A 16,094-nucleotide genomic window follows, 5' to 3' on the forward strand; every position below is an offset into this window, starting at 1 on the left:
AAGTTTTAGATTAAAGTAACTCCCGTTCCGTTCAAGTCAGAATAATGAATAACGCCATTTTTTATCGTTACGCCAGTTGCAATATCTTGTGACAAAAGTAAAGCTCCATCCATATCAACATAATCTAATTGTGGTAATAAATGTGCAATTGCCGATATTCCAACGGTCGATTCTGTCATGCAACCCACCATTGTTTTTAAGCCGAGTTTTTTAGCTTCTTCAATCATGCGTTTTCCGGGAGTTAATCCGCCGCATTTTACCAGTTTTACATTTACGCCATGAAAATGATTGTGACATTTTGCAACATCTTCTTCAATAATGCAGCTTTCGTCAGCAATTATGGGTAAAACCGAATGTTTAAAAACTTCTTTATGTGCTTCCCAATTATCAGCCTTCATAGGTTGTTCGAGAAATTCAACGCCAAGTTTCTTTAATTCAACGGCATTATTTATCGTTTCTTCAACGCCCCAACCGCAATTGGCATCAATTCTAAAAATGGCATTGGTATGTTTTCTAAGTTCTTTTACGATTGCAATGTCTTCTTTAGTTCCGAGTTTAATTTTATAAATAGGCCACGGAAGTTCCTGCATTTTTGAAACCATTTTGTCTATCGAAGCAATCCCGATTGTATAATCTGTAAGCGGATTTTTGTCAATAGAATAACCCCATAATTCGTATAACTTTTTACCTTTTTTACGGGCATATAAATCATTGTACGCTAAATCTAATGCGCACAAAGCAAACATATCGTCTTTTAAATACGGATGCATTTTTGCCCAGAATTCATCAGGAGTTTCATTTTCTGTCGTTTCAATAATATGCCTGATTTCTTCTAAATCCTGTATCATCATTGGAACTGTAGTTTTGTAATACGGATTTGAAGTTGCTTCTCCAAAACCTGAAAAACCATCACTTTTAAGCTCAATAATTAAGGAAGGCTGAAAATCAATCGATTCTCTGGAAATAGTAAAAGTATGTTTTAATTTGAGGTTGTATTCTCTTAAGATTAGTTCCATAATGTTTCGATTTTTTTAATTTAATAACCCAGCCAAAGCACTGCATTTACAAAACCATCACGCCAAAGCTTTTCGTTATGTTCTCCACCTTTTACAATTTTAGTTTTGGTTAAATGAAGACAATAACAGCGATTTTTTTCTAATAAACGTTCCATTTTATTTACATCTTTTACCATGTCATCATCTTCTTTATCACCACACAAAAAGTAAATTTTTGTTTTGATTTTCGGCGCTTGTTCCGTTAAGGTGTAAATGTCATTTGAAAACCAAAAAGAAGGTGAAAAAACACCAGCTTTTCCAAAGACTTCGGGATATTTCAAAGCAGCATAATACGAAACTAATCCGCCAAGGGAACTTCCCATTATAATGGTATTTTTAGCTTTTGGTTTAGTCCTGTAGTTTTTATCGATATATGGTTTTAAAGTTTTTACGATAAAATCAACATAATTATTGGCATTTCCGCCGCCGTATTTTTCGTTTTTATAAGGCGTTAATTCGTCAATACGTTTGTCGTTTCCATGTTCGATACCAACTACAATTACTTGTGCTTTAAGACTATCCAGTTTTTCGTCGACATTCCATTCGCCAACATAAGAAGTTTTAGCATCAAATAAATTCTGAGCATCTTGCATATAAATTACACTATATTTCTTTTGGGCTGCAGCCGAATAATTTTCGGGAAGATAGATCCAGATTTTTTTAGTGGTTTTTAATTGAGGCGCTTCAATTGTAAAAGTAGAGACGTTTTTTGAAGCCGTACTTTGTTGTGCATTTCCAACAAAAGTCATCCAAAGAAAAATAGAAAAGAAGAATACTCGAATCATGAGTTCTTTTGCGTTTTAGATTTAAAAACAATAATTTAGCTAAAAATAATAAATTGATGAATACCGAGACCGAAAAGAGAAGTTTACTTTTAGAAATGATTGCTTTTTCTACCGTTGACGGCAAATTACATAAAAGAGAATATGATTTTTTATGGATTGTTGCTCAGGAATTAAATATACAATTCTCAGATTTTAAAGATTTATTTCATCAGGAAGAAACCATTGTAGTCATAAGATCAGAATTTCAGCGTATTCAACAATTCTACAGATTGGCTTTGATTATGTATTGCGATGGTGTTTTGCACGAAAAAGAATCTACTGCAATTAGACAAATTGCGCTTGAAATGGGATTAAATCCAAGTGCTGTAAAACGTGTTTTAGATCTAATGAAAAATGCACCAAATGCGATGATTGATCCTAAGATTTTATTGAAAGTTTTTCAGGAACAACACAATTAAGGCAATTGTTCCTGAAGTTTTTTAATATCGTCACGCAATTTTGCAGCTTGCAAGAAGTCTAATTCTTTAGCTGCTTTTTCCATCGATTTGCGTTTCTCACGAATCATTTTTTCTAAATCAGCTTTCGATAAATATGCCGTTTCTGGTTCTGCGGCAATAGATAATGTATGTCCTAATTCGTATTCTACTAATGGATTTTTGGTAAAAGCACTGTCGATTTTTTTGTTTAAAGCTTGTGGCGTAATACCATTTTCGACGTTGTAATTTATTTGTTTTGTTCTTCGATAATCTGTTTCATCGATTGTTCGTTGCATACTCGCCGTTATTTTATCGGCATACATAATTGCTTTTCCGTTCAGGTTTCTTGCCGCACGACCAATAGTTTGTGTTAGAGATCTGTAGTTACGAAGAAATCCTTCTTTATCAGCATCTAAAATTGCAACTAGAGAAACTTCCGGTAAATCAAGACCTTCACGAAGTAAGTTGACACCAATTAAAACATCAAAAATACCTTTTCGTAAATCCTGCATAATTTCGATACGTTCCAGAGTATCAACTTCAGAGTGTATGTAACGACAACGAATGTTTACTTTAGTTAAATATTTGGCTAATTCTTCGGCCATTCTTTTAGTCAAAGTAGTCACTAAAACTCTTTCGTCTAATTCGCAGCGTACCTGAATTTCTTCGATTAAATCGTCGATTTGATTCAAACTCGGTCTTACTTCGATAATTGGATCTAACAATCCTGTTGGGCGAATAATTTGCTCGATATAAATACCATCTGTTTTTTGTAATTCGTAATCTGCCGGTGTTGCAGATACATAGATCACTTGATTTTGTATGGCTTCAAACTCTTCAAATTTTAAAGGTCTGTTGTCCATTGCCGCAGGTAATCGGAAACCGTATTCAACCAGATTTTCTTTACGGCTTCTATCGCCTCCATACATGGCGTGAACCTGAGAAACGGTTACGTGACTTTCATCTACAACCATTAAATAATCACTCGGGAAATAATCTAATAAACAGAACGGTCTTGTTCCGGCTTGTCTTCCGTCAAGGTATCTGGAATAATTCTCGATTCCGGAGCAATATCCTAATTCTCGTATCATTTCTAAGTCAAAATTGGTACGTTCTTCGAGACGTTTTGCTTCGAGATGTTTTCCTATTTCTTTAAAATAATCAACTTGTTTAACCAAATCCTGCTGAATTTCCCAAATCGCCCCTTGCAGGACTTCCGGAGAAGTCACGAACATATTAGCGGGATAAATCGTTAGTCTTTTGAATTTTTCAATTACTTGTGATGTCTTTGCATCAAACGATTCTATTTCTTCGATTTCATCTCCAAAAAAGTGAATTCTAAAAGCATCATCGGCATAACTTGGATATACTTCTACCGTGTCACCTTTTATTCTAAAAGTTCCCGGATTAAAATCGGCCTCGGTTCTGGCGTATAAACTTTGTACTAAACTGTGTAATAATTTTGTTCTGGAAATTACCTGATCTCTGAAAATTTCGATTACGTTTTTCTTAAATTCAACCGGATTCCCAATACCATATAAACACGAAACAGAAGCGACAACCAAGACGTCCCGACGTCCTGAAAGTAGTGAAGAAGTGGTGCTCAAACGCATTTTTTCAAGTTCTTCATTGATAGATAAATCTTTCTCAATAAAAACTCCCGTTACAGGCATAAAAGCTTCAGGCTGATAATAATCGTAGTAAGAAACGAAATATTCAACCGCATTATTTGGGAAAAATTGCTTGAATTCTGAATATAATTGTGCCGCTAAAGTCTTGTTATGTGCCAAAACTAAAGTCGGTTTCTGAACTTCTTGTATAACATTTGCAACCGTAAATGTTTTTCCGGATCCCGTAACTCCTAATAAAGTCTGATATTTTTCGCCGTCTACAATACCTTGCGAAAGTTTTTCAATTGCTTGTGGCTGATCACCTTTTGGACTATACTCTGAGGATACTTGGAAATTCATTTTTGAAGGATGAAAAGATTAGTTTTGTAAAGATACAAAGTTTGAATTCTATAAAAAAGATAAAAAAGGTTTGCCACGAATTTCACGAATTTTAAAATTAATCCTGCAAAGTCCGAATGCTTAAGCATAATCTTGTCATTTCGACGGAGGAGAAATCTTCGCAAGTAACTCCGCAATGAAAATCTAATCTTTGTCGAGCTTCTCACGGAGATTTCTCCTCCGTCGAAATGACAAAATCTCTGCGACTTTGCTAGTCATTGCCAATTATTCTAAAAAATTAACCATTGCATCATTTACAATTTTCGATTGATCTATAGATAGAAAATGCCCGGCATCTTTGATTATTTTAGTTTTGCAATTGGGTAAATATTTTTGTGCGCGTTCCAGACTTTCTTCGGAATTTATAACGTCGTGATCGCCTATTAATACTAAAACAGGGTTTTTTACAGATTCTAATTCTTTATCTGAAAAAGGTGTCATTTTAAGCATGCTTGAATTTGATTTCGCGTATTTATTGGCGAGATAAAATTGCTTTTTATAAATGGGACTAATTTTTTCTGGATGTGTAGAAAAGGTTTTTAATGTCTTTCCGAATTTCTTTTCGCTTGGGAAAAGTTTCAACATTAAAGCAGAACTTGTTTTTCTTACTTTGTCTATAAATTTAAAGGTTTGTGCCGGACTTAGTAAAACTAGTTTGTCTATCGAATTGTCTTTTTGAACGGCTAATAAAGTTGCAATCCAACCGCCACGAGAAGCTGCTACAATGTCAAATTTCTTTAATTTATAATGTGTAAAGATTTCGTTGTATAAAAGGACTATTTCGTCAGACGAAAGTGATTTTGCTGTTAATGTGGACTTGTTGGGTTCCATCAAAAAATCAATGGCATAAATGTGATGATTTTTGGCTAAAGCTTTAATATTTGGATACCACATCGTTGAACTGGCGTCCATTCCGTGGAGTAAAACCAGATCTTTTCCGTTTTTTGGTCCGGCGATTACAATATGTGCTGTTCCAAAACTGGTTTTTATATTTTCTTCTGAATATGGAATATCCCAAAGTTTTAGGGCTTTGTCGTAGGAACTTAAATAGGTTTGCTTTTCAGATTTCGTTTTAAAAACGTAATCTTCAAATTTTGCTTTTTTAGACGAAGCGCAACTTGCAAGTAAAAGAAATAGGATAGTTCTAATAAATATTTTTGGCGTACTCATGTAATTCAATTTACTTTAAAGGTACTGAGAATTACAGAGACAAAGTATCAGAATTTTAGTTTAAAGTATCAGAATTACAATGCTTTAAATTTTATCTAGAAGAAAAGTTTTTTTTCTACAAATCTATTTTTAGGGAGTTCCATTAAAATAATATGGGAGCTAGATTCGTTGTCTTCATGATTTCTCCAAATAAAATTCGCATACCAGTCTGCAAACCAAATCATTTTATTATTAGTGCTTTCTAAAAATTCGCAAGAAATATCTATATCAATTCCTTGTCCCCAAATTTCTGTTTTTATATAATCAGGAAAACTTTCGCCATGGCTAACTTTGATCGTTCTTTTGTCTAATACAATTTCGGCGTTATCAAGTTGAATAATTTCAGGCTTTAATAATAAGCCAAGAACATAATTATAAAATATGTTTTTGTCTTTTCTTAATGACTTATAGACTTTTGATTTATTTACTGTAATTGAAATAATTTTAAATGAAGTGCTCTTAGTAATTATTTTATTTGCTAGTTGAGAAGTTATAAACGATGAATGCTCAGATATGAAATTGGCACCTTTTTTTTCAATATTTGGCGTTAAATTATATTTTTTATAAATATCAGAAATAAAACGAGAGATATACTTTTCTTCATCTTTAGAGATAATAATTCCCGTAATTGTGATAAATCTACTTGAACCACCATCTCTGTTTGGTTTGTCAAATTTCCATCCTAAATCTCCGCTTTCGTCAATATATATTTTCATCATCTAAAATAAAGGCACAAAAAAAAGGGCTTAATAAAGCCCTTTGGTATTTTTTAAAAATAGCCCCTGAAAACGATGCATTAACAATACATTTATGGTAGATGTTTCACCGCCACGTTGACTCAGGAATTACCTATTTATATAATGCAAATATACAATAAAAAATTGACTACGATAAATTTGTAGGAATTATTTTGGTTTTATATCTGGTTACAATCTCTTAGGATCTTTTACGGTTAGATGATAGATTTGCACGATTGCCAAAATAGCATTTGGAATAATAACGGGTAAAAGCCATTGACTAACATCTTTATAATCTTTTAGAAAGATGCCGTAAAGAACAAAACAGATGCATCCAAAGAGATTTATAAAGCGTATTGTTCTGAGATCTTTCAACAGAAAACCTCCGACAATAAAAAACGATGCGAGGTAACCAATATAATCAGCCATAATTTATTAATTGCTTTTATAGTAAATTTACCAAAAGCAAATTATAAAATCAAGTTTTAGTGCTGAAAATCAGAGTTTTAAAGTTTGAATGCTTTTTGTTGACTTTCGCTCATAAAAGTCCACGCTACAACACGGCTTGTTTTTTGGCCTTGAGCCATATCGATTGTTTTGATTGAAGCGGCATTTACTTTATTCAATGTTTTGTAAATGCTGGACAAATTTTCTCTTTTTGAAACTAATGTCGTAAACCACAAACATTGCATAGCAAATTTTGCGCTTTCGTAAATCATTTGGGTAACAAAACCAATTTCGCCGCCATCACACCATAATTCGGCATTATGACCGCCGAAGTTTAAAACAGGATTTGTTTTCTTCTTTTCTTTTGGATTTAAATTCGAAACTTTACGAACGGTGCTTTGATTCGCATCTTCGGCAGAAGAATGAAAAGGAGGATTACACATCGTGAAGGTAAAACGATCTTCTGGAGTGATAATATTTTTGAATATAAAACGAGATTCTGTTTGTTGTTGTAAACTTATCGCGTCAATTAATTGCGGATTTGCTTCGATGATTTTACTGCAATTTTCAATTGCTTTTTCGTCGATATCTGTTCCTACAAAACTCCAATCGTAAATTGCATTTCCCAGAATTGGATAAATACAATTGGCGCCGGTTCCTACATCTAATCCTAAGACTGATGAACCTTGAGGAATCATTCCGTTATTGGTTTCTGCTAATAAATCGGCTAGGTAATGTATGTAATCTGCTCTTCCGGGAATTGGAGGGCAAAGGTAATTTTTAGGAATATCCCAATTTCGAATGTCGTAATACGTTTGTAATAATGCTTTGTTGAGCAATTTTACTGAAATTGGATTGCTGAAATCTATAGTTTCAATTCCGTGAACGTTTACGGCGACTTGAGGTTTTAATTCAGGACAATTCGCGATAAGAAGTTTGAAATCATAACGGGAACGATGAAGATTTCTGGAATGTAATATGTTTTTTTCGGAATTGTCTGTTTCTTTCATTTTTGTGAATTTCCGTGCAAAGATAGTCATTCCTTTTGGAGAAAGAGGTAATTATGGAAACCATCGTTCTAGCCTTGATGAGAACGGCATCCTTTTTCTGGCTCCTTTAGCCAGGAAAAGATATAGTGGACAGCAGGAAATAGCTCCTGAAAATTCCAATAATCTTTGACTTCACTAAAGTTGATAATTCGTTAATCCATGCATTCCATTAGCAATAAATCGCCGTCAGTATGAGTAATAGTAACTAATCCGTCTTGAGTAACAGAATTGCTGCTGCCAGTTCTGTAGCCAATTGTTAAGGTGTCGTTTTGTAATGGATATTCTAAATTGATGGAATTAATGCCGTTTACTACGCCAATTGGAATCAGGGAAATTGGTGTTTTTGCAGTGTACCATTTCTCGAATTTGTTGGGTAATAAAAAGATTTTGGAGTGATCGTCGAGAATTACAATTTTGATTAAATTACGGTAACGAACGATATTTGTAAGGTTTGTAATGGTATGATCTGCGCGTTTTCCGGTTGCCCAAACTACGTTTACGGCAGGAATTTTTCTTTCGATTAAATAATCGAAGGCTTTCTCTAAATCGGTTTTGTTTTGATCTGGTGTATGTACAATTTCGATTGGATATTGTGATGTTTTGTAAATTTCGGGATCAAAACCGTGGTCGAAATCTCCTAAAAGTACATCGACTTTAATGTCTAATTCGATTACTCTTTCGATGGCTGAATCGAGCACAACTACCAATGGCGACCATTCTAATAATTGGCCTAATAACTCTGGATTACATGCTGCTCCGTTGGCAATAATTAAGGCTGGTTCCTGGTCGTCGCGTACGATATGGTGTGAAGACATTATGATTCTTGATTTGAAATGTGGTGCAAATGTACGAAAGGTTGAGATTGTAGTCCCGAAGTTTCGGGATAGATTTTAGATTTTTTTGAATTAAGATATTAAGATTAAAACTTAATTTTTCTTAATATCTTAATGGTTCAGAAAACTTATTTTGTTGTTTTAAATGCTGTTGCGTCGACTTCGATTAACATTCCGTCGATGGCTAGTTTTGAAACTGGAATTAATGTGCTTGCCGGAAATGGTTTGTTTTTCCAGACTTTGCTTATTTCTTCTTCCCATATTTTGAGTTTTTCCGGGGAATGATCGACTATTAGAATCGTTATTTTCATAACATTCTCAGGTTTTAGATTATAGCTGTCAAGAACTGTTACGATGTTTTTTAAGGCAACTTGTGTTTGTTCTCTAAAGTTATTGCTTAAGGAATGTTCTTTGCCTAATCCGCCACTTTGACCGGAAATGTAGACGAATTCGCCAGGAGTAGAAACTGATGAAGCGTGACTAAAACCGTAAGGAGTTGGATCGAATAAAGATGCTGGATTTTTGAAAGTTTGTGCTTTTACACCAAATGCAGAAAATAAAAGTAAGGCAAGAAGTAAATGTTTCATGTTTTAAAATTTAGAATTAAGTATTGACAAAGGTTGTCTAATTCTAATTTTTATGCCTTTACATATGTTGAAGCTTTTTGAATAGTTTTCAGTCTCAGTTTACTGAAAACTGAGACTGAAAATTTACTAATCTAACAATCTTCTATGGTAATTGATTTGCCCTAAATGATAGGCTAAATGTGTAGAAAGATGTACCAGAAAAAAGCCTGTTGTCATTTCTTTTTCGAAAACTATCATGGGATAAATTTCTTCTAAATCATTAATAGATAATGTATCTAGCGCTTTATCTACAACCAGCATTGTATCGTCTATTTTGGCAATTAATTCGGCTCTTGGGACGTTTTTAAGAGAAAATTCTAAAGGACGATCGCGAACATAATCTGTTTTGCCAATTTGGTTTCCTATAAAAAGGTTGATGTTTCCGATAAGGTGTAAACAAAGATTTCCGGCTGAATTGGAAACTTGTTTGTCAATTGCCCAAATCTGACTTTCGTTTTGATACGATTCTATTTCGAGTTTTAATTTGTTAAGATCTCTTTCAAAAAGCGATTTTAAGGTTTCGATTAGCATGATATTTTTAGTTTTTATTTTTTATCGGAATCCAAATTTCTTCTTCAGAATCTGGATCGTCTTTTTTATATCTTTCATCCATTACGGCAAAATGTGGTCTTTCGTCGATTGTATAATCGGAATTTGGAAGCCATTCGACAAAAATAGAATGATAGGTTTTATGACCTTCACTTTGTGGACCTTTATGAATAAAAACGGCATATAATCCTGTTGGAATTATTAAGGTTTCCATTTCTTTTGGAATATGATCAAAGTCGGAAACTTCTACTGCTGCCCATTTTTGAAATATATTACTGGGGTCAAAATTGTCAAAATGTCCAACTGGAAAAACTTCAAGTGAGTATAAATTTGAATCTACCGAATTTTTGATATCTTTTTTTCTTGGCATAAAACTACTCCATAATTGAAAAGTTTTGTTTTCTATAAAAGACATATCGATGTGCTTACCTACAAGTTTTTTTTCGGTAAAAATTTTGATTTGGGCTTCCATTTTTTACTTAATTATTCGATTTTGTATTTTTTTGTAACGGTTTCGCAAAGTGAAAAATATCCTAATGGATAATTGGCTTTATCAGTTGTATTGATAATGTTTCCTTTTACGGTTGCAGGTGGCGACTGAAATGGTCCGCCAACATTACTTCCTGCAATACTGACCAAAATAGTCATGTAATTATAGTATTGTTTTGAAATTCCGAAATGGGTAATTTCAATTGTGTTTCCAACTTCTAAATCATCGTCATTTGATTTGCTGAAAAATTCATTCCCCTGAAAGAATTTATCTTCATCAGCATAATAAGTAGACGTTACTTTGTTGGAATATAAATATTTGTAAAGATAGTAATTGTCTGCGTCACCTGGATCATTATAATAGGCTCTAATTTCAATATCTGTTCCTGAAAATCCGCCTTCATTATTTTGTTCTATTCTTGTCATGGGAGCGACAGATTTTAAGGTTTCGCTGGCGGTATAAGTATTTCCTTTGCTAATTATGGTCAGTGTATATTGTTCTTCTAATTTAGGTTTGAAGTTTGTACATACGTATCGACCGGTTTTAGGAACTTCGTTAAAAGTAAACAGTTGGTTTGTGCTGTTTCGGATATAAACTGTTGCTCCTGTAACGATTGGAATTTTGCTTTCAAAATAACCTGTTGTCGTTGTTAGTTTTATAACTTGTTGAGCTCCGGTTGTTCCTTTTTCCCAATTTATAGCGGCTTCAATTACTAATTTTGGTGGCGCTGTATCTAAATTTACATCAACAACTTCTTCACAACTTGCGAAGAAAAGTGACATAAAAAACACGATTATTAAGGTTGCTTTTTTCATAGTATATCTTTTATTTCTTTTGAAAGAAAATGGTTTTTTAGAATTTAAAATTATAACTAACAGCCGGCACAATTCCGAAAATTGATGTTTGTACGGCTTCATTAGCGCCTGTATCTACATTCTGACGGAAGTTTATAGAGGCAGCATTCTGGCGATTGTACAAGTTATAAATGCTAAAAACCCATTCGCCTTTCCAGTTTCTGTCTTTGTTTGTTCGAGGCGTCAAAGTTGCCGAAACGTCTAAGTGATGATATGCGGGCAAACGATTTTCATTTCGTAAACCATAACTTGGAACCGTGATTCCTAAATATTCATATTGTGCGTTTGGATACGTAACTGGCTGACCGGATTGCAAAGCAAAGTTAGCACCAAAAGACCATTTTTCATTTAGATTATAAGCAGATGTTACTGCCAGATTATGTGTTTTATCATAAGGCGAACTGTACCATTGACCGTTGTTAATCCCAGTTTCTTCGGGAGTTCTTCCCGGAGTTTGTTGTTGTGATTTTGATAATGTGTAGGAGATCCATCCGTTGAATTTGCCTTCGTTTTTCTTTAGCATAATTTCCAGACCATAAGCGCGCATTCGTCCGTTTAGAATTACTTGTTCGATAGCGTCGTTTGCAATTAAATCTGCACCATCTATATAGTCAAGTCTGTTTTGAATCTTTTTATAATAAGTTTCTACTTCAAGTGAATAAGCGCCGTTTTGAATATTTCTAAAATAACCTAAAGCAACCTGATCTGCAATTTGTGGTTTGATATAATTATCACTTGGCATCCAGACATCGAGCGGAGTAGGAGATGAGGTATTCGATATTAACTGAAGATATTGTGCCATGCGATTATAGCTTGCTTTGATAGATTGATCATCATTGAGCTGATAGGAAACTGCGAATCGTGGTTCTAAATTATTATAGTTTTGAATGACTTTATTTTTTCCAAAATATTTAGTCGAAGTTGGAATTCCTTTTTCATAAATCTGCATATCTGTATCGAAAACTACAGGTTCATTATTATCGTAATAATTAATGGTTGATTCTCCTAAACGATAAAACAAACTATAACGTAATCCGTAAGAAACCGTGATTTTTTTCGAAAGCTGATTTTCGGCTTCAATATAAACAGAAGGTTCAAAAGCGTATTTTTTATCTAGTTGATCGGGATTAATTCCGGATTTAATATTAGTTGGTTTAATTGTTCCAGGATTGAATTCGTAATAAATTCCGCTTAAGCCATAATTCAATTTGAACTTATCTGAAATGTAGTTTTTGAAATCGTACTTGATGTTGTAATTTTTAATTCCTGAATCCCAATTAAAACCTACAAAGTTCAGATCAAGTCCATAATAGTAATCACTGTAAATTAATGATAAGTTGGCAAATAATTTATCGTTATATAAATGATTCCAGCGCAGATTTAAGGTTGAATTTCCGTAAGTATTGGTGAAACTTTTATTCAGACTAAAAACATCGCGACCAAAATACCCTGATAAATACAAACTGTTATTGTCGTTTAGTTTATAGCTTAGTTTGGTATTTAAATCGTAAAAATAAGCGGCATTATCTTTATTCTTTTCGGAAAGTTTCAAGAACAAATGTGCATAAGAAGCTCTTCCGCCAATTAAAAAGGAACCTTTATCTTTTACCAAAGGTCCTTCGGCAAGAAGACGGCTGGAAACCAAACCAATTCCTCCGTTTAGATGAAATTCTTTACTGTTTCCGTCTTTCTGATAAATATCTAAAACCGAAGAAGCTCTTCCGCCATAGCGAGCAGGAATTCCGCCTTTGTATAATTTTAAATCCTTAATAGCATCGGGATTAAAGACGGAGAAAAAACCAAAAACGTGTGAAGAATTAAAAATAGTTGCTTCGTCTAATAAAATCAAATTCTGATCTGCGCCGCCGCCACGAACATTAAACCCCGAAGCGCCTTCGCCAGCATTTGTAACTCCTGGAAGCAGTAGAATCGATTTCAAAACATCGACTTCACCCATAACAACCGGCATTCTTTTTATTGTAGCAATAGAAAGCTTATTGGTGCTCATTTCCGGCGATTTGATGTTGATCTTTCTTTTGTTGTCTGTAATTACAACTTCTTGGAGTTCTTCGCCACTTTCGTTAATTGCAAAATTGTTTTTAGTATTTTGATTTAGAGTAATGGTTTTTTGAATGGTTTGATAACCTACATAACTTATCTCGATTTCATGTTCTCCTTTGGGAATAGTAAGCGAATAAAAACCGTATTCATTGGTTGTAGTTCCAATTTTTAGTGCGGGAATATAAATATTTACTCCAATTAAGGTTTCGTTATTTTTATAATCTGTAATGGTACCGCTTAAGGTAAATTTTTCCTGAGAGAATGATATAAAAGTCGTTAAGAGCAGTATAAAAAGAAACCCAATTTTTTTACTAATCATTGTCTTGGTTTTGAAACACATAGTTAATAATTCTTACTAAATATAACTACGGAACGTTTGTTAAAGATAAGTTAAGAATATTTTTTTTTTGTTACAGATTATCAGTGTTTTATTTGCTGTTTTAATGCATAATTTCCTTATTTGCGTTTTATGTCTTACAAAAGTATTAGACAAAAAAAAAGACAACCTTTTAGAGTTGTCTTTTTAAATTTATAACATATCGTAGAGGCGCACAGCAGTGCGTCTTTTCGGATTGATTATTTTATTTCAGCGATAATTGCATTGAAAGTTGCACTTGGACGCATTGCTTTGCTCACTAACTCAGGAGTTGGTTGGTAGTAACCACCAAGAGTTTGAGGTTTTCCTTGTGCACCAATTAATTCCGCATCGATTTTAGCTTCATTAGCTTCAAGTTCAGCAGCAATTGGAGTAAAGATAGCTTTCAATTCAGCATCTTTATTTTGAGCTGCAAGAGCTTGTGCCCAATAGAAAGCAAGGTAAAAGTGAGAACCACGGTTGTCAATTTGACCAACTTTACGAGCTGGAGATTTATCGTTTGCAAGGAATTTATCGTTTGCTTCGTCAAGAGTTTCAGATAAAACAATTGCTTTAGAATTATCTAAAGATTGTCCTAGATGCTCTAAAGATGCACCAAGAGCTAAAAATTCTCCTAATGAATCCCAACGTAAATATCCTTCTTCTGTAAATTGCTCAACGTGTTTTGGAGCAGATCCTCCAGCACCAGTTTCGAACAATCCACCACCGTTCATTAACGGAACGATAGATAACATTTTAGCCGAAGTTCCTAATTCTAAAATTGGGAATAAGTCAGTTAAATAATCACGTAAAACGTTTCCTGTTACAGAGATAGTATCTAAACCTTTAATGATTCTGTCTAAAGTAAATTCTGTAGCAGCAATTGGGTTAAGGATACGAATATCTAAGTTTACAGTGTTGTAATCTTTAAGGTATTTTTGAACTTTTGCAATCAATTCTCTATCATGCGCTCTGTTTTCGTCTAACCAGAAAACAGCAGGAGTATCAGACAAACGAGCTCTGTTTACAGCAAGTTTAACCCAGTCCTGAATTGGAGCGTCTTTAGCCTGACACATTCTGAAAATGTCATTTGCCTCAACGTTTTGCTCCATTAAAACAGTTCCTTTATTGTCAACCACACGAACAACTCCGTCAGCTTTCATTTGGAAAGTTTTATCGTGAGATCCGTATTCTTCTGCTTTTTGAGCCATTAAACCTACGTTAGGAACACTTCCCATTGTTTTTGGATCAAAAGCACCGTGTTTTTTACAGAAATCGATTGTTGCAGTATAAACTCCAGCATAAGAACGATCCGGAATTACAGCAAGTGTATCTTGTTGTTTTCCTTCTTTATTATACATCTGTCCAGAAGTACGAATCATTGCCGGCATAGAAGCATCAACAATAACGTCAGACGGAACGTGTAAGTTTGTAATTCCTTTATCAGAATTTACCATTGCAAGAGCTGGTCCGTTTTCGATAGCTTTTGTAATATCAGCTTCAACTTCAGCTTGTTCAGGTCTTCCTGCAATTTTTGCGTAGATATCACCTAAACCGTTTCTTGTATCAATGTTTAATTCAGCAAATAAAGTTTCATATTTTTTGAAAAGATCAGCAAAATATACTTCAACGATAGCGCCAAAGATAATTGGATCTGAAACTTTCATCATTGTAGCTTTTAAGTGCACAGAAAGTAAAACACCTTCTTTTTTTGCTTCAGCAATTGCGCCTGCAACAAAAGTTTTTAAAGCGTGTAAGTTCAAAACAGAACTATCAATTATTTCACCAGCTTTAAGCGGAGTACTTGCTTTAAGAACAGTAGTTGTACCGTCTTTTGCAACAAATTCGATTTTTACATCATTAGCTTCAGCAACAGTAAGCGATTTTTCACTTCCGTAGAAATCACCGTTTGGCATAGAAGCAACTTTAGTTTTTGAGTCAGCAGACCAAGCACCCATTGAGTGCGGATTTGCTTTTGCAAAATTCTTAACCGCTCTTGGCGCTCTACGATCAGAATTTCCTTCACGTAAAACAGGATTTACTGCAGAACCTAAAACTTTAGCATATTTTGCTTTAGCATCTTTTTCGGCATCATTTTGAGGATCTTCCGGATAATTAGGAATTTTGTACCCGTGAGATTGTAATTCAGCAATAGCTGCTTTTAATTGCGGTACAGATGCTGAAATGTTTGGTAATTTGATGATATTAGCTTCAGGTTGTGTTGCTAATTGACCAAGTTCAGCCAAAGCATCTCCGGTTTTTTGATCATCAGTTAAAAACTCAGGAAAATTCGATAAAATTCTACCTGCTAAAGAGATGTCTCTAGTTTCAATAGCAATACCAGCCGTAGCAGTAAATGCTTGAACAATAGGTAAAAAAGAATAAGTCGCTAACAATGGCGCCTCATCAGTTAAGGTGTAATAGATTTTTGAATTCTGTTTCATTTCTTTTTTTTTTTATAATCGTATCGCCGAGATTAAGCGATGTAAAGGTATAGTCGGCTCAAAATGAGCGGAGCAAATATAATAAAAACAGTCCGAAAACGGTGTAGTTTTGATG

At 34.1% G+C, this 16,094-nt stretch carries 15 protein-coding genes; 1 reads left to right on the forward strand and 14 read right to left on the reverse strand.

The features are described 5' to 3' along the window. Nucleotides 1-5: 5 nt before the first annotated feature. Together CLU81_RS19250 and CLU81_RS19255 are read right to left on the reverse strand one after the other, a co-directional pair. A complete protein-coding gene (locus tag CLU81_RS19250; protein WP_099711271.1) occupies nt 6-1,016 on the reverse strand; it encodes a dipeptide epimerase in 1,011 nt (336 codons plus the stop codon). Nucleotides 1,017-1,036: 20 nt separating this feature from the next. Next, nucleotides 1,037-1,840, reverse strand: coding sequence for an alpha/beta hydrolase (locus tag CLU81_RS19255; protein ID WP_099711272.1), 804 nt, complete (start codon nt 1,838-1,840; stop codon nt 1,037-1,039). A 56-nt stretch (nt 1,841-1,896) separates the two neighbouring features. Between CLU81_RS19255 and CLU81_RS19260 the strand changes: the two genes are divergently transcribed. Beyond that, on the forward strand, nt 1,897-2,298 hold the full coding sequence (locus tag CLU81_RS19260; protein WP_099711273.1) for an excinuclease ABC subunit B: 402 nt from the start codon (nt 1,897-1,899) through the stop codon (nt 2,296-2,298). On the opposite strand, the gene uvrB is transcribed toward CLU81_RS19260, so the two are convergent. The 12 genes from uvrB to CLU81_RS19325 form a co-directional block, all read right to left on the reverse strand. Further along, nucleotides 2,295-4,286, reverse strand: coding sequence for an excinuclease ABC subunit UvrB (uvrB, locus tag CLU81_RS19265; protein WP_099711274.1), 1,992 nt, complete (start codon nt 4,284-4,286; stop codon nt 2,295-2,297). The genes CLU81_RS19260 and uvrB overlap by 4 nt on opposite strands. A 264-nt stretch (nt 4,287-4,550) precedes the next feature. Further along, a complete protein-coding gene (locus CLU81_RS19270; protein WP_099711275.1) occupies nt 4,551-5,495 on the reverse strand; it encodes an alpha/beta fold hydrolase in 945 nt (314 codons plus the stop codon). Between the two features lie 95 nt (nt 5,496-5,590). After that, nucleotides 5,591-6,253 (reverse strand): DUF3800 domain-containing protein, encoded by a 663-nt coding sequence (locus CLU81_RS19275; RefSeq protein WP_099711276.1) that lies wholly within the window; start codon nt 6,251-6,253, stop codon nt 5,591-5,593. Nucleotides 6,254-6,460: 207 nt separating this feature from the next. After that, entirely contained in the window at nt 6,461-6,700 is a 240-nt protein-coding gene (locus CLU81_RS19280; protein WP_099711277.1) for a uroporphyrinogen decarboxylase, read from the reverse strand. Between the two features lie 77 nt (nt 6,701-6,777). Then, complete coding sequence (rlmF, locus tag CLU81_RS19285; protein ID WP_099711278.1) at nt 6,778-7,728, reverse strand: 23S rRNA (adenine(1618)-N(6))-methyltransferase RlmF; 951 nt, start codon at nt 7,726-7,728, stop codon at nt 6,778-6,780. A 191-nt stretch (nt 7,729-7,919) separates the two neighbouring features. Next, a complete protein-coding gene (locus tag CLU81_RS19295; protein ID WP_099711280.1) occupies nt 7,920-8,582 on the reverse strand; it encodes a thiamine diphosphokinase in 663 nt (220 codons plus the stop codon). Between the two features lie 146 nt (nt 8,583-8,728). Beyond that, the gene (locus tag CLU81_RS19300) at nt 8,729-9,187 is read right to left on the reverse strand and encodes a RidA family protein (RefSeq protein WP_099711281.1); all 459 of its coding nucleotides are present in this window, start codon (nt 9,185-9,187) and stop codon (nt 8,729-8,731) included. 126 nt (nt 9,188-9,313) lie between these two features. Beyond that, on the reverse strand, nt 9,314-9,757 hold the full coding sequence (locus CLU81_RS19305) for a DinB family protein (protein ID WP_099711282.1): 444 nt from the start codon (nt 9,755-9,757) through the stop codon (nt 9,314-9,316). Nucleotides 9,758-9,764: 7 nt separating this feature from the next. Then, on the reverse strand, nt 9,765-10,247 hold the full coding sequence (locus tag CLU81_RS19310; protein ID WP_099711283.1) for a GyrI-like domain-containing protein: 483 nt from the start codon (nt 10,245-10,247) through the stop codon (nt 9,765-9,767). A gap of 11 nt (nt 10,248-10,258) precedes the next feature. Beyond that, entirely contained in the window at nt 10,259-11,080 is an 822-nt protein-coding gene (locus CLU81_RS19315; protein WP_099711284.1) for a DUF4249 domain-containing protein, read from the reverse strand. A 37-nt stretch (nt 11,081-11,117) separates the two neighbouring features. Beyond that, nucleotides 11,118-13,499, reverse strand: coding sequence for a TonB-dependent receptor (locus tag CLU81_RS19320; protein ID WP_099711285.1), 2,382 nt, complete (start codon nt 13,497-13,499; stop codon nt 11,118-11,120). Between the two features lie 257 nt (nt 13,500-13,756). Continuing rightward, nucleotides 13,757-15,979, reverse strand: coding sequence for an NADP-dependent isocitrate dehydrogenase (locus tag CLU81_RS19325; protein ID WP_099711286.1), 2,223 nt, complete (start codon nt 15,977-15,979; stop codon nt 13,757-13,759). Nucleotides 15,980-16,094: the final 115 nt, after the last annotated feature.

The sequence above is a fragment of the Flavobacterium sp. 9 genome (assembly GCF_002754195.1).
Taxonomy (GTDB): domain Bacteria; phylum Bacteroidota; class Bacteroidia; order Flavobacteriales; family Flavobacteriaceae; genus Flavobacterium.

Coding starts and splice junctions, on each gene's coding strand:
- uvrB (WP_099711274.1), bottom strand. CDS start 4,286: ATGAATTTCCAAGTATCCTCAGAGTATAGTCCAAAAGGTGATCAGCCA.
- CLU81_RS19275 (WP_099711276.1), bottom strand. CDS start 6,253: ATGATGAAAATATATATTGACGAAAGCGGAGATTTAGGATGGAAATTT.
- CLU81_RS19320 (WP_099711285.1), bottom strand. CDS start 13,499: ATGATTAGTAAAAAAATTGGGTTTCTTTTTATACTGCTCTTAACGACT.
- CLU81_RS19295 (WP_099711280.1), bottom strand. CDS start 8,582: ATGTCTTCACACCATATCGTACGCGACGACCAGGAACCAGCCTTAATT.
- CLU81_RS19315 (WP_099711284.1), bottom strand. CDS start 11,080: ATGAAAAAAGCAACCTTAATAATCGTGTTTTTTATGTCACTTTTCTTC.
- CLU81_RS19260 (WP_099711273.1), top strand. CDS start 1,897: ATGAATACCGAGACCGAAAAGAGAAGTTTACTTTTAGAAATGATTGCT.
- rlmF (WP_099711278.1), bottom strand. CDS start 7,728: ATGAAAGAAACAGACAATTCCGAAAAAAACATATTACATTCCAGAAAT.
- CLU81_RS19325 (WP_099711286.1), bottom strand. CDS start 15,979: ATGAAACAGAATTCAAAAATCTATTACACCTTAACTGATGAGGCGCCA.
- CLU81_RS19300 (WP_099711281.1), bottom strand. CDS start 9,187: ATGAAACATTTACTTCTTGCCTTACTTTTATTTTCTGCATTTGGTGTA.
- CLU81_RS19310 (WP_099711283.1), bottom strand. CDS start 10,247: ATGGAAGCCCAAATCAAAATTTTTACCGAAAAAAAACTTGTAGGTAAG.
- CLU81_RS19255 (WP_099711272.1), bottom strand. CDS start 1,840: ATGATTCGAGTATTCTTCTTTTCTATTTTTCTTTGGATGACTTTTGTT.
- CLU81_RS19250 (WP_099711271.1), bottom strand. CDS start 1,016: ATGGAACTAATCTTAAGAGAATACAACCTCAAATTAAAACATACTTTT.
- CLU81_RS19280 (WP_099711277.1), bottom strand. CDS start 6,700: ATGGCTGATTATATTGGTTACCTCGCATCGTTTTTTATTGTCGGAGGT.
- CLU81_RS19305 (WP_099711282.1), bottom strand. CDS start 9,757: ATGCTAATCGAAACCTTAAAATCGCTTTTTGAAAGAGATCTTAACAAA.
- CLU81_RS19270 (WP_099711275.1), bottom strand. CDS start 5,495: ATGAGTACGCCAAAAATATTTATTAGAACTATCCTATTTCTTTTACTT.